The sequence below is a fragment of the Pseudomonas sp. FSL R10-1339 genome (assembly GCF_009600545.1).
In the GTDB taxonomy this organism is placed as follows: domain Bacteria; phylum Pseudomonadota; class Gammaproteobacteria; order Pseudomonadales; family Pseudomonadaceae; genus Aquipseudomonas; species Aquipseudomonas bubulae.
The window spans coordinates 1-12,627 of the sequence record NZ_WIVQ01000034.1; the positions used below are offsets into that span (position 1 = coordinate 1).

Sequence of the window (12,627 nt, forward strand, 5' to 3'; positions counted from 1 at the left end):
GGCTGGGATTGGCCATTGCGCGACGGGCGGCGGAACGCCATGGCGGGCGGCTGATGCTGGGCAATCACCCGGATGGCGGATTTGTTGCCACCCTGGAGTTACCGCTGAAACCGGACGGTAACCTGTAAAGGTTTCGCAGCAATTTGATCGCGTAGCAGCTGCCGTAGGAACGAGGCTGCGTCCGATTGCAAAGCAATCGTAAAATCAGAATCCGCGGTTTAACTGAATAATCGCGTGCGCTGATTTTGCGGTGGCTACGCCGCCGAACGCAGCCTTGTTCCTTCGGCAGCTGCTACGGATATTGGTACAGGGCTACTTAACCGACCACGCCTGCACAAACTCGGCGCTGTCCACCTTGGGCGCAACGCGCAACTCGTTCTGCGGCGTGCCCAAATACAGGAACGCCACCACTTCCTCGCCCTCACCCAGCCCCAAACCCTTGGCCACATGCGGTGCATACGACAACTCGCCGGTGCGCCATACCGCGCCAATGCCCTGGGCATAAGCTGCCAGCTCAATGGCATGGGCCGCACAGCCCGCGGTAATCAGCTGTTCAGCCTTCGGCACCTTGAAGTGATCCTGCAAACGGGCAATCACTACCACCACCAAAGGGGCGCGCAAGGGCATGGCGCGAGCCTTGTCCAGGGCGGCCTGGGTCACTTCGCCACCTTGGGCCAGCACGGCCTCGGCGAGGATTTCACCCAGCTGATTGCGCGCAGCGCCTTCAACCGTCAAAAACCGGTAAGGACGCAACTGACCGTGGTCCGGCGCACGCAAGGCGGCGGCGAAAAGTACTTCACGTTGCTCAGCCGTTGGCGCCGGATCGAGCAGGCGCGGGGCAGAAACACGGTTGAGCAAAGCGTCGAGAGCCTCCATTGGCCACCTCCTGAAGAAAATGTGCAGCTATTCTAACGGTATCTCCCGAAGGCTTGGCGGTTTACATAGCTCGGACCACAGGTAGAATGGCGCCCCTCTTTCATCCCCGAGCTGACTTCATGGCGTTGCCGACATTACGCATCATCGGTTTCATTATCGGCATCTTCCTGATTACGCTCGCGATCAGCATGGCCGTGCCCATGCTGACCCTGGTGATTTACGACCACCTGGGCGACTTGCCATCCTTTTTGTGGGCCAGCCTGATTACCTTCATTGCCGGCCTGGCGCTGGTCATACCGGGCCGCCCCGAGCAGGTGCATCTGCGCCCCCGGGACATGTATCTGCTGACTGTGTCCAGCTGGGTGGTGGTGTGCATCTTCGCCGCACTGCCGTTTTTGCTGACGCAGCACATCAGCTATACCGATTCTTTTTTTGAAAGCATGTCCGGTATCACTGCCACCGGCTCTACGGTGTTGAGCGGCCTGGACACCATGTCCCCCGGCATTCTGATGTGGCGCTCGATGCTGCACTGGCTGGGCGGCATCGGCTTTATCGGTATGGCGGTAGCCATCTTGCCCCTGCTGCGTATCGGTGGCATGCGCCTGTTCCAGACCGAGTCTTCTGACCGCTCCGAAAAGGTCATGCCGCGCTCACATATGGTGGCCCGCCTGATTGTCGCCACCTACGTCGGCATCACCATTCTGGGCAGCCTGGCGTTCTGGTGGGCGGGCATGAGCGTGTTTGACGCGATCAACCACGCCATGTCGGCCATTTCCACCGGCGGTTTCTCGACCTCCGACCAGTCGCTGGCCAAGTGGTCGCAACCGGCGGTGCACTGGGTCGCCATTGCCGTGATGATCATGGGTAGCTTGCCGTTTACCTTGTATGTGGCCACCCTGCGCGGTCATCGCAAGGCCCTGATCAAGGATCAGCAGGTACAAGGCTTGCTCGGCTTGCTGGTCGTGACCTGGTTCGTACTCAGCATCTGGTTGTGGTGGACTACCAACATGCCGTGGTGGGACGCCTTCCGCCATGTCGCGCTCAACGTGACCTCGGTAGTAACGACCACGGGCTTTGCTCTGGGTGACTACAGCCTGTGGGGCAATTTCTCGCTGATGTTGTTCTTCTACCTGGGCTTTATCGGCGGTTGCTCGGGCTCGACTGCAGGCGGGATCAAGATTTTCCGCTTTCAGGTCGCCTATATCCTGCTCAAGGCCAACCTTAATCAACTGATCCACCCGCGGGCGGTGATCAAGCAGAAGTACAACGGCCACCGCCTCGACGAAGAAATCGTACGCTCGATCCTGACCTTTTCGTTTTTCTTCGCCATCACCATCTGCGTGATCGCGCTGGCCCTGTCGCTGCTGGGACTGGACTGGATGACCGCCCTGACCGGCGCCGCCAGCACGGTGTCGGGCGTAGGGCCAGGGCTGGGCGAGATCATCGGGCCGTCCGGCAACTTCGCCAGCCTGCCAGATGCGGCCAAGTGGATTTTGTCATTGGGCATGTTGCTTGGGCGACTGGAGATCATTACCGTGTTTGTATTGTGCATTCCGGCATTTTGGCGGCACTGATCCACAGAAGAGACCTGTCATGGACCAAATCCTGTCACTGCGCCATTACCGCCACGACCTGATTGCCCATAGCCATGAACATGCGCAGGTGGTGATCAGCTTGTCGGGCAAGCTGGATTTCGAAGTCGAGGGCCGGCCCAGCCTGCTGCGCCAGCAACAGCTGATGGTCGTGCCTGCGGGCGCCCACCACACCTGTGGCAGCCCGCAAGGCAGCCACTGCCTGGTGCTGGACGTGCCTGGTGACAACTGGCTGGGCCAGTCCCTGGGTGGGCACGCCGATGCCAGCCGCCGATTGCTCGACAACCCCGCACAGCTGCCTCTCGACCCGAAACAGCATCAACTGGTCGACTGGCTCGCCACCAGCCCGATAAACGACCCGTTGATTGCTCGCCAGGGTGCGATTCTGCTGCTCGCCAGCCTGGCTAACCTTGCCGGTGAACGGGCGCAACCCAAACGCCTGCCCTACGCGGCCATGGATGCCTATATTGAGCAGAATACTGCCTACCCGTTACAGGTTGCGGATCTTGCTCAAATTGCAGGCTTGTCCTGCGCCCGCTTGCACAGCCGCTTTGCCAGCGAGTGCGGGCAAACGCCAATGGACTACATCCGCCAGCGACGCCTGCGCAGTGCCCTGACGCTGCTGCGCCAAAGCGCCCTGGCCATAGGCGAAATAGCCAGCCGCGTTGGCTACAACTCGCAAAGCGCGTTCGCCGCCGCCATGCTGCGCGAATTCGGCGCCTCGCCTTCGGTGCTGAGGCGCGAGTCTGGCGACAACTGACGCCAGTGTCGCGACAGACAGCTCCCTGCCCTGCCCCGTAGACTGCACGCCTTGCCTGTATTGAACCAAGGATTGCAATGACTCCGCGTACTGCCCTGGGCGCCCTGCATATCGGCGCTTTGATGTTTGGCCTGACTGGCGTGTTCGGCAAACTTGCCGCTGCATCGGCTTCGATCATCGTATTTGGCCGCGCCGCTTTCGCAGTGCTGGCATTGCTGTGCTTCACCGCGCTGGCCAAACGCAGCGCCTGGTACCGACTAACCCTGCGCGACGCCCGCAGTTTGCTGCTGAGCGGTGTGCTGCTGGCCGGGCACTGGATAAGCTTTTTTGTCTCGGTAAAAATCGCCGGGGTCGCGATTGCAACCCTGGGCTTTGCCAGTTTCCCGGCGTTCACGGTGATTCTGGAAGGACTGATTTTTCGCGAACGCATTCGTCCCAACGAAATAGTTCTGGTGGCGCTGGTCAGCATCGGGCTGATCCTGGTCACGCCAAGCTTTGACCTGGCCAGCCAGGCCACCGAAGGGCTGCTGTGGGCCGTCGCTTCCGGGTTGCTGTTTTCACTGCTGTCGCTGAACAACCGCGCCAACTCGGGGCGGATGCCCGCCGTGCAGGCCGCCATGTGGCAAAACGCGGTGGTCGCGTTGTGCCTGCTGCCCTTTGCCGGCCCGGGATTGAGCGAAGTCCGCCCGCTGGACTGGCTATGGATCGGTCTGCTCGGGGTGTTTTGCACCGGCGTGGCACACAGCCTGTTCGTCGCCAGCCTGGCAGTAATCAAGGCGCGCACTGCCGCCGTGGTCTTTGCCATGGAACCGGTCTATGGCATCACCCTGGCATGGTTGCTGTTCCACGAAACACCCACGCTGCGCATGTTGCTGGGCGGTGTACTGATAATCGTCGCCATCGTGGTGTCGAGCCGCATGCGCAGCGGCCCCGCACCCGATAAGGCAGGGCTGGACGCCGCCGCTCACTGAGCCCGGTCGTTGTGCCCCAGGTCGCGCTGCGGGTCAATTTGGTCACGCACTCGCTGCTTGAGCACCTTGGCTTCGGGAAAGCCGCCGTCAGCCTTGCGTTCCCAGATCTGCACACCGTCGCAGGTGATGCGAAACACCCCACCGGTGCCAGGCTCCAGCACGACCCGGCCCAGGTCTTCGGCAAAGGTGCTGAGCAACTCTTGAGCCAGCCAGGCGGCACGCAGCAGCCACTGGCATTGGGTGCAGTAGGTAATGACAATTTCGGGTTTATTGATCGACATGATTTCAAAGGCTCTTGAAAGGAAGGCGCCGCTATAATAGCCGCCTTTCTCGCTTGCCCAGAGACTCATGATGCGCCGCCTGCTCTGTTGTTTGTTCCTGTGTCTTTGCCCTTTGGTGCTGTTTGCCGCCGAAGCCGCCAAACCCAAAGTCGGCCTTGTGCTGTCCGGCGGCGCGGCCCGTGGCCTGGCCCACGTTGGCGTATTAAAGGCCCTGGAAGAACAGGGCATTCATATCGATGCCATCGCGGGCACCAGCATGGGCGCAGTGATTGGCGGTCTGTATGCCTCCGGCTACAAAATCGATGAGCTGGAAAAACTCGCGCTGAGCATCGACTGGCAAGAGGCCCTGTCCGATGCGCCGGAGCGCGAAGACATACCTTTTCGGCGCAAGCAGGATGACCGCGACTTTCTGGTCAAGCAACAACTCAGTTTCCGCGACGATGGCAGCCTGGGCCTGCCATTGGGCGTGATTCAGGGCCAGAACCTGGCATTGCTGCTCGAAAGCCTGCTGGCACACAGCAGTGATGTGCGCGACTTCGACAAACTGCCAATCCCGTTCCGCGCCGTGGCCACTGATATCGTCAATGGCGAAAAAGTGGTGTTTCGCAAAGGGCATCTGCCCCAGGTGATCCGCGCCAGCATGTCAATCCCGGCGGTATTCGCCCCGGTCGAGATCAACGGCCAGCTGTTGGTCGATGGCGGCATGGTCGACAATATCCCGGTGGATGTGGCCCGGGAGATGGGCGTGGACATGGTCATTGTGGTGGATATCGGCACCCCGTTGCGGGGGCGCAAACAACTCAACACCGTGTTCGACATCCTCAACCAGTCGATCACCCTGATGACCCGAAGCAATTCAGAAGTGCAGCTGGCATCATTGAAGCCTGACGATATTTTGATTCAGCCCGCCCTGGCCAGCTATGGCGCCACTGATTTTGGCCGCTCACTTGACATCATCAATGCAGGCTACAGGGCCACGCAGGTGCTTGAGAAACGCCTCGCCAGCCTGCGTCAACCTACGGACGTGCAACTGGCTGAAGCCCGCACCCCCGAAGAACGCACTCCGGTGATTACCGCGATCAAGATCGAAAACGACTCGAAAATCGGCGATTCGGTAATCCGCTACTATATTCGCCAGCCCATCGGCGAGCCCCTGGACCTGGGCCGCCTGCAACGTGACATGGGCACGTTGTACGGGCTCGATTACTTCGATCAGGTGCAATACCGCGTGGTGCACAAGGGCAAGGAGCGCACCCTGGTCATCAGCGCCAAAGGCAAGCGCAGCGGTACTGACTACCTGCGCCTGGGGCTGAACCTGTCGGACGACATGCGCGGCGACAGCGCGTTCAATATTGGTGCCAGCTACCGAGTCAACGGCATCAACCGGCTGGGTGCCGAATGGCTGACGCGGGTGCAGATTGGCGACAAGCAAGAGCTGTACAGCGAATTTTACCAGCCCCTGGATGCCGGCTCGCGCTACTTTGTCGCCCCCTATATCCGCGCCCAGTCACAAAACGTGGAAATCATCGACGAGAACGACCCTATTGCCGAGTACCGGCTGGAGCGCTATGGCTTTGGTCTTAACTTTGGTCGCCAAATCGGTAACAGCGGTGAAATTCGCCTGGGCATCGGTGAGGCATGGGGCAAGGCTGACGTACGCATCGGTGAGCGCGACATGCCAAGCCTCAACTTCAAAGAGGGATCCTATGATTTGAAGTACTCATTCGACTCACTGGATAACGTGTACTTCCCCCATTCAGGAGAAGACATCAGCCTGAGCCTGCGCCAGTTCGACCCGAGCCTTGGCTCGGATGAGCGCTATCGACAGTGGGAATTCAAACTGGACAAAGCCATGAGTTCAGGCCCCAATACCTGGATATTGGGCGGGCGTTACGGACGTACTCTGGACAAGACTGAAATTGTCACCTCGAGCTTCTTGCTCGGCGGGGCACGACAACTCTCGGGTTTCAGGGAAGATGCGATTTCGGCACAGAATATAAGCCTGATGCGCGCCGTTTATTATCGTCGCCTCACGCCCCGCTCGTATTTGCCGTTTGATTTTCCGTTGTATGCCGGCGCTTCTCTGGAGCGCGGACGTGCCTGGAACAACGACAACGAGTACAACAGCGGCTATATCAATGCGGCGAGCATTTTTATCGGCTTTGACACGCCGCTGGGGCCGCTGAACTTCAGCTACGGCTTCAACGATGATGACCAGAAAGCGCTGTATCTGAACCTGGGGCAGACGTTCTGACGGCTAGAAAACAGACTACTGTGGGAGCGAGCCTGCTCGCGATGCTGGCAGCGTGGTCTTTTAGACAGGCCGCAGTGATGCCATCGCGAGCAGGCTCGCTCCCACAACAGGGATGTGTGAGATCAGTTCTTTTCGAGGTTATCCAGTATCCGCTTGTGCACACGCAGGCAAATGCGCGCTTCTTCTTCATCAATACCCACGAACAGTTCCTGACGCAACGCCGTGGCAATCGCTTCGATCTGTTCGATCAGCGGGCGGGCAGAATCACTCAAGACGATTTTTTTCGCACGGCGGTCTTCAACCACCGCGTGACGCTGCACCAGCCCCTGCGCCTCGAGGCTGTCAAGCAGACGAGCCAGTGTCGGACCTTCAACGCCAACGCTCTGGGCCAGCTCGCGCTGCGTGGGCGCCTCGTCAAAACGGGCCAGATGCAAAAGCACCAGCCAGCGTGCCTGGGACAGGCCCAGGCCAGCGAGACGACGATCCAGCTCGGCACGCCAACCACGGGACATTTGGGCCAGTTGCATACCAAAACGGTGTTGATCGGTTAACGGCATAAAAAACTCAATGTTTAGACTGAAAATAGAGTGAAACTAATTATTAGTCAGCTAAGCATGCCGTTTGCTCATAGGCAAGGCCTATAAGTCAATCAATCGTTACATAATCCCCGTAATAGCTAGATTTCAAACTCCGATTGCAGGGCTGCACGCACGCAATACAGCACGCCCTCAGGTACTCGCCCCTTGAACTGCTCGGCGATGCTGGCCACACTCGGCAGCTCGCCTTCACCATCGAGGAATGCATCCTGTACTTCCTCCATCAGCTCTTCAGGCAAGTCCAGTGCCTGCTCCAGCGACAGCTCCTGACGACCTATGGCTTCGGCCAGCATGGTGTAAACGTTCTTTTCCGAGCACTGCAATTGCCCGCTGATCTGCAGCGGAGTCATGCCGGCGCGGGCCAGGCTGATCAATTCGTGGCGGATATCGGCCACCACCTTCGGTGTTTCGCCCTGCCCGCCCAGCACTTCGAGGAATGCCTCTCCATAACGCTCCAGCTTGCGTGCACCGACACCGCTGACCCTGGCCATCTCGGACATCGAGGTGGGCTGGCTGCGCAGCATTTCGAGCAGCGTGGAGTCGGGGAAGATGACATAGGGCGGTACGCCGTGCTCCTCGGCCAGTTTGCGGCGCAGGGCACGCAGGGCTTCCCACTGTTCGCGCTCTTCGCCACGCACCAGCTGGCTGGCCGGGCTGGCAGAGCTGCTCTTGACCGAGGTTTGCGGCTTGAGCTCGCGACGCAGCTCCAGGGTCACTTCGCCACGTAGCAACGGCCGGCAGCTGTCGCTCAGGCGCAGGCCGCCGTAGCCTTCAATATCGATGTCAGCCAGACCACGGGCCACCAGCTGGCGGAACAGCGTGCGCCACTCGCCTTCGGCGCGGGCTTTGCCCACACCAAAAACAGATAGATGTTGATGGCCAAAGCTGCGGACTTTTTCGTTTTCGCGACCCAGCAACACGTCGATCAAGTGTCCGGTACCATAACGTTGGCCCGTGCGATAAATCGCTGACAGCGCCTGACGCGCTGGTTCGGTGGCATCCCAGGTCTGCACGCCGTCCACGCAGTTGTCGCAATGCCCGCAAGGTTGTGGCATTTCTTCATCAAAGTAAGCGAGCAGGGTCTGACGGCGGCAGCGGGTTTCTTCGCACAGCGACAGCATGGCGTCGAGTTTGTGGTGCTCCAGACGCTTGTGTCGCTCGTCGCCTTCGGAGTTTTGCAGCATCTGCTTGAGCATCACCACGTCTTGCAGGCCGTAGGCCATCCAGGCATCCGCCGGCAGACCATCACGGCCTGCGCGGCCGGTTTCCTGGTAATACGCCTCTAGCGACTTGGGCAAGTCCAGATGCGCAACGAAACGCACGTTGGACTTGTCGATGCCCATACCGAACGCAATGGTGGCTACCATGATCAGCCCTTCCTCGTTGAGGAAGCGCTTCTGGTTGGCAGCCCGGGTGTCGCTGGGCAAGCCGGCGTGATACGGCAAGGCCGGGAACCCCTGATCGCAGAGGAACTGCGCGACTTCATCGACTTTTTTACGGGACAGGCAGTAGACGATGCCCGCATCGCTGCGACGCTCCGACAAGAACGCCAGCAACTGCTTGCGCGGCTGCTCTTTGGGCACGATGCGATAGAAAATATTGGGACGGTCGAAGCTCGACAAAAAGCGTTCGGCATTCTGCAAATGCAGGCGAGTGACGATCTCTTCGCGGGTGCGCTTGTCGGCCGTGGCCGTCAGGGCAATTCGCGGCACAGTGGGAAACACTTCAGCCAGTTGGCCCAGCTGCAGGTATTCAGGGCGGAAGTCGTGGCCCCATTGCGATACGCAGTGAGCTTCGTCGATGGCAAACAAGGCGATGTCCAGGCTCTGCAAAAACGCCATCATGCGCGGCTGCACCAGACGCTCCGGCGCAAGATAGAGCATCTTGACTTCGCCGCGCTTGATACGGTTGGCCAGCTCGCGCTGCTGCTCGGCACTCAGGGTCGAATTCAAGGACGCCGCGGCCACCCCGAGTTCTTCAAGGGTCGCGACCTGGTCGTCCATCAAGGCAATCAGCGGCGATACCACCACGGCCAGGCCATCGCGCAGCAAGGCCGGCACCTGGAAGCACAAGGACTTGCCGCCGCCGGTGGGCATCAGCACCAGGGCGTCGCCACCATTGGCCACGCGCTCAATAATGTCACCCTGGCGGCCACGGAAACTGTCGTAGCCGAAGATGTCTTTGAGTACGCGTTGAGCCTGTTCGAGCATAGAAACTCCAGAAATCGCCGAAACACCCCTGCGCCAGCACGATCCGCCACGCCCGCAAGCCTCTAAAAGGCTCGGACCCAGGCCACCGGTACGCGACATTTAACGCAGGGCATCACAAAACGCGGCAGTATACCCGAGCACTCCCCCGCTGCGGGGGGTGTAATTGCAACACCGATAACCGGGAACTGATGGCAAATGTGCCCTGCGACTGGCTTGGAAGCTCAAGAAAGCCTAGAATTCACTATCGTTTATTTACTAGGTAACACTTAATGTCCTTCGCTGAGCAACTAACCCGCCTGCAAGCCTTCCTCGACGCCGACGAGCTGCATGACGAGGCGCTGGACTACGTGGCCACCCACGGCTATCTGACTGCCCTGTCCATCTGTTCCGAGGAAGTGCCAGAGCGCGAATGGATCGACGCGATCTTCTCCGAAGCCCCGCACTACAAGGACGACGCCCAGCGCGCCGAAATCGAAGGCACGCTGATCCAGCTCAAGGCACATATCGCTCGCCAGTTGGCATCCGATGAAGAGTTCGAATTGCCATGCGACCTGGATCTGGGCGACGAGCCGGATGATTCCGACCTGCGCGGCTGGTGTGTAGGCTTTATGGAAGGCGTATTCATGCGCGAAGCCGCCTGGTTCGAAACCGCCGAAGAAGAAGTCAGCGAAATGCTGCTGCCAATCATGGTGGGCTCGGGCCTGTTCGATGATCAGCCAGAATTCGAAGACATCGCCAAAGATGCCAACCTGATGGACGACATGATCGTTCAGATTCCGGAAGCGCTGACCGCCCTGTACCTGCTGTGCCAAGCGCCAGACGAAAAGCCGGCGATCCTCAAACCGCGCCACCACTGATCCTTTAGTGGTTCAGCCCCCACTCAGCAACCGCCCGCGGTTGCTGCGCTACGCTTTGTTTGCCATTGGCTGGCTGAGCGTAGCCCTGGGGGTGATCGGCATATTTCTGCCGGTACTGCCTACAACCCCCTTTCTGCTATTGGCTGCCGCATGCTTTGCGCGCAGTTCGCCGCGTTTTTATCAATGGCTGGTCGAGCACCCACGGCTCGGGCCATGGATCCGCGACTACCTGGACGGTAATGGCATCCCGCTCAAGGGCAAGGTCTACGCCATTGGCCTGATGTGGCTGAGCATTGGCCTGTCCTGCTACCTGGTACCCTTGCCATGGGCCCGGGGCTTTATGCTGACCAGTGCCGTGCTGGTGAGCATCTACATCCTGCGACAAAAAACCCTCGAAAAACCCTGAAACCCTGTGGGAGCGGGCTTGCTCGCGATCGCCCCAACTCGGTTTCCCTGACATACCCCGCCACCTGCATCGCGAGCAAGCCCGCGCCCACAGATTACGACTTGTGCCCGTGATTTTTCAGATAGGTATCGGCGCCCATCGCTTCGATCTGGCCTTCAATCAGCGCCTCGAACGGGCGCAGCAACGGCGTGAACGAGGTGGCCGGCTCCAGAATTTCCAGCGCCTGCACAATCGCTTCCAAAGTAGACAGGGCACCCGGCCCCGGCGCCTTGCGCAACCGGTAACGTGACACAGCGCCCTCGGGCAACGTCACCCGCGGCAATTGCGCCAGCAGCGGATTAAGGTGCAGCAACTTGCGCGCTTTGCGCCAGGTGCCATCGGGTACCACCAACAGCAACGGCAGGTCTTGCTCGCCGACAACATCGGCCACGATCAGTTGCGCATCGTCACCGGGGAACAATAACCGCGCCCGATACCCCGGCGGGTTGAGCAAGGTTGCCAAATCTTCGAACACCTCGCCAACCACCAATTGTGCGTTGGTCAGCCCCAAGGCTGCCAGTCGGGCGGTGTTCAGTGCGTGATTGACCTCACTGGGGTGCTGCAACAGCAACACGCGGGTACGGCTTGCCAGTTGTGGAATAAGTTCGCACAGGCAGTGGGACTGCGGGCGCATACAGCGCGGGCATTGGGCTCGGGACATAGAGTAAACGGGCTCGTTCAAGGTTTATGAAGCTGGGCTTTGAGCAGGTCGCGAAACGTCTGGATCAAGGGTTCGCGGCTGCGACCACGGCGCACGATCATCGAGAACGGTGCCTGATAGCCAAAGGTCGCGGGGAGCAGCACGCGCAGGTCACCCTTCTCCACCCAGGGCTCGGCATAGTGTTCGGGCAGGTAACCGATGTAGGCGCCCGAGAGCACCAGAATCAGCTGTGCCTCCATGCTGTCCACCGTCGCCGCGCTGTGCTTGAAGCCGTGGCGCGCCAGTTCAGCCTGGCTCCAGTAGCCGCGCCCGACCATCCGCTGCTGGGTAATCACCGGCCCGGGGATACGCCGCTCACTGAACAGAGGGTGTCGCGTGCTGCAGTACAGCCAGTGCTGCTCGCGGTACAACGGCTGGTAGACCAGCCCGCTCATGCGCGTGGAAAACGCTCCGATGGCCAGGTCCAGGCGATTGTCCTGAACCCCGAGCTGCAATTCATACGGGCTCATCACCGATAAATGCAGGTGCACAGCTGGATGCTCCTGGCTGTAGGCACCAATGGCCTCGGCAAAGGGCAAGGCCTTGTCGTTGACCGTCGAGTCGATCACACCCAGGTTCAGGGTACCGCGCAACTCACCCTTGAGCGCTGCCGCGTATTGCTCGAAACCTTCCAGTTCGCCCAGCAGGCGCAGGGTTTCCTGATGGAACAACTCGCCCTTGCTGGTCAGGCTGAACCCGCCACGACCGCGATGGCACAGCACCAGCCCCAGATTGGTTTCAAGCTGGCTCATATAAGTGCTGATGGCAGACGTCGAGAGGTTGAGCGCCTGCTGGGCATTGGCGAACCCCTGGTGCCTGACCACGCTGGCAAAAATTCGCAATAGTTTCAGATCGGGTAAAGCGTTGGCCATCAGTAACTCACTTTCCACCGTGGGAGCGGGCTTGCCCGCGATACAGGCGCCCGGTTTTCAGCCTGCTCTGTGGTGATGCATTCGCGAGCAAGCCCGCCCCCACAGGCAATGATGAATGATCAAAGTCTACCGCTATCAGTTTAGAAAAACCTGAACTAAGTATTTGTTCGCAGCGATTCTTCCCGCCTCGCACCTTTCGCAGAATCGAGCGCC

The 12,627-nt window shown here is 59.9% G+C and carries 13 protein-coding genes; 7 read left to right on the forward strand and 6 right to left on the reverse strand.

The window, feature by feature from the left end:
• Nucleotides 1-128: hypothetical protein (locus tag GHO03_RS25550; RefSeq protein WP_256668527.1), on the forward strand; the 128-nt coding region annotated here is incomplete at its 5' end.
• A gap of 184 nt (nt 129-312) precedes the next feature.
• Here GHO03_RS25550 and GHO03_RS12390 read toward each other — a convergent pair.
• Nucleotides 313-876, reverse strand: a complete 564-nt coding sequence (locus tag GHO03_RS12390) for a nitroreductase family protein (protein ID WP_095002646.1) — start codon at nt 874-876, stop codon at nt 313-315.
• A 119-nt stretch (nt 877-995) separates the two neighbouring features.
• Here GHO03_RS12390 and GHO03_RS12395 point away from each other — a divergent pair, with 119 nt between their 5' ends.
• The 3 genes from GHO03_RS12395 (at nt 996) to GHO03_RS12405 (ending at nt 4,199) form a co-directional block, all read left to right on the forward strand.
• The gene (locus GHO03_RS12395) at nt 996-2,450 is read left to right on the forward strand and encodes a TrkH family potassium uptake protein (protein ID WP_095002647.1); all 1,455 of its coding nucleotides are present in this window, start codon (nt 996-998) and stop codon (nt 2,448-2,450) included.
• A 19-nt stretch (nt 2,451-2,469) separates the two neighbouring features.
• On the forward strand, nt 2,470-3,228 hold the full coding sequence (locus GHO03_RS12400) for an AraC family transcriptional regulator (protein WP_095026941.1): 759 nt from the start codon (nt 2,470-2,472) through the stop codon (nt 3,226-3,228).
• A 77-nt stretch (nt 3,229-3,305) separates the two neighbouring features.
• Nucleotides 3,306-4,199 carry a DMT family transporter gene (locus GHO03_RS12405; RefSeq protein WP_153399897.1) on the forward strand — a complete coding sequence of 298 codons (894 nt, stop codon included), beginning with the start codon at nt 3,306-3,308 and terminating at the stop codon, nt 4,197-4,199.
• Here the strand turns inward: GHO03_RS12405 and GHO03_RS12410 are convergent.
• Nucleotides 4,193-4,480, reverse strand: a complete 288-nt coding sequence (locus GHO03_RS12410) for a SelT/SelW/SelH family protein (protein WP_095002712.1) — start codon at nt 4,478-4,480, stop codon at nt 4,193-4,195. The two genes, GHO03_RS12405 and GHO03_RS12410, sit on opposite strands and share 7 nt — an antisense overlap.
• 70 nt (nt 4,481-4,550) lie before the next feature.
• On the opposite strand from GHO03_RS12410, the gene GHO03_RS12415 reads away from it, so the two are divergent.
• A complete protein-coding gene (locus GHO03_RS12415; RefSeq protein WP_095018931.1) occupies nt 4,551-6,734 on the forward strand; it encodes a patatin-like phospholipase family protein in 2,184 nt (727 codons plus the stop codon).
• 122 nt (nt 6,735-6,856) lie between these two features.
• Here the strand turns inward: GHO03_RS12415 and GHO03_RS12420 are convergent, their stop codons facing one another.
• A complete protein-coding gene (locus GHO03_RS12420; protein WP_095002651.1) occupies nt 6,857-7,291 on the reverse strand; it encodes a MarR family transcriptional regulator in 435 nt (144 codons plus the stop codon).
• A gap of 119 nt (nt 7,292-7,410) precedes the next feature.
• The gene (gene recQ, locus GHO03_RS12425) at nt 7,411-9,540 is read right to left on the reverse strand and encodes a DNA helicase RecQ (RefSeq protein WP_095024137.1); all 2,130 of its coding nucleotides are present in this window, start codon (nt 9,538-9,540) and stop codon (nt 7,411-7,413) included.
• A 269-nt stretch (nt 9,541-9,809) separates the two neighbouring features.
• Between recQ and GHO03_RS12430 the strand changes: the two genes are divergently transcribed.
• Nucleotides 9,810-10,397, forward strand: a complete 588-nt coding sequence (locus tag GHO03_RS12430) for a YecA family protein (RefSeq protein ID WP_095002653.1) — start codon at nt 9,810-9,812, stop codon at nt 10,395-10,397.
• A 7-nt stretch (nt 10,398-10,404) separates the two neighbouring features.
• The gene (locus tag GHO03_RS12435) at nt 10,405-10,803 is read left to right on the forward strand and encodes a YbaN family protein (protein ID WP_372241733.1); all 399 of its coding nucleotides are present in this window, start codon (nt 10,405-10,407) and stop codon (nt 10,801-10,803) included.
• Nucleotides 10,804-10,897: 94 nt separating this feature from the next.
• On the opposite strand, the gene GHO03_RS12440 is transcribed toward GHO03_RS12435, so the two are convergent.
• Nucleotides 10,898-11,503: a tRNA-uridine aminocarboxypropyltransferase gene (locus GHO03_RS12440; RefSeq protein WP_095002654.1), complete on the reverse strand. Its 606-nt coding sequence runs from the start codon at nt 11,501-11,503 to the stop codon at nt 10,898-10,900.
• Between the two features lie 17 nt (nt 11,504-11,520).
• Entirely contained in the window at nt 11,521-12,414 is an 894-nt protein-coding gene (locus tag GHO03_RS12445) for a LysR family transcriptional regulator (protein WP_095002655.1), read from the reverse strand.
• Between the last annotated feature and the right edge of the window lie 213 nt (nt 12,415-12,627).

Bases quoted from the DNA above. Each gene is read 5' to 3' on its own strand.
- GHO03_RS12390 (WP_095002646.1), bottom strand. From the start codon at position 876: ATGGAGGCTCTCGACGCTTTGCTCAACCGTGTTTCTGCCCCGCGCCTG.
- GHO03_RS12395 (WP_095002647.1), top strand. From the start codon at position 996: ATGGCGTTGCCGACATTACGCATCATCGGTTTCATTATCGGCATCTTC.
- GHO03_RS12400 (WP_095026941.1), top strand. From the start codon at position 2,470: ATGGACCAAATCCTGTCACTGCGCCATTACCGCCACGACCTGATTGCC.
- GHO03_RS12405 (WP_153399897.1), top strand. From the start codon at position 3,306: ATGACTCCGCGTACTGCCCTGGGCGCCCTGCATATCGGCGCTTTGATG.
- GHO03_RS12410 (WP_095002712.1), bottom strand. From the start codon at position 4,480: ATGTCGATCAATAAACCCGAAATTGTCATTACCTACTGCACCCAATGC.
- GHO03_RS12415 (WP_095018931.1), top strand. From the start codon at position 4,551: ATGCGCCGCCTGCTCTGTTGTTTGTTCCTGTGTCTTTGCCCTTTGGTG.
- GHO03_RS12420 (WP_095002651.1), bottom strand. From the start codon at position 7,291: ATGCCGTTAACCGATCAACACCGTTTTGGTATGCAACTGGCCCAAATG.
- recQ (WP_095024137.1), bottom strand. From the start codon at position 9,540: ATGCTCGAACAGGCTCAACGCGTACTCAAAGACATCTTCGGCTACGAC.
- GHO03_RS12430 (WP_095002653.1), top strand. From the start codon at position 9,810: ATGTCCTTCGCTGAGCAACTAACCCGCCTGCAAGCCTTCCTCGACGCC.
- GHO03_RS12440 (WP_095002654.1), bottom strand. From the start codon at position 11,503: ATGTCCCGAGCCCAATGCCCGCGCTGTATGCGCCCGCAGTCCCACTGC.
- GHO03_RS12445 (WP_095002655.1), bottom strand. From the start codon at position 12,414: ATGGCCAACGCTTTACCCGATCTGAAACTATTGCGAATTTTTGCCAGC.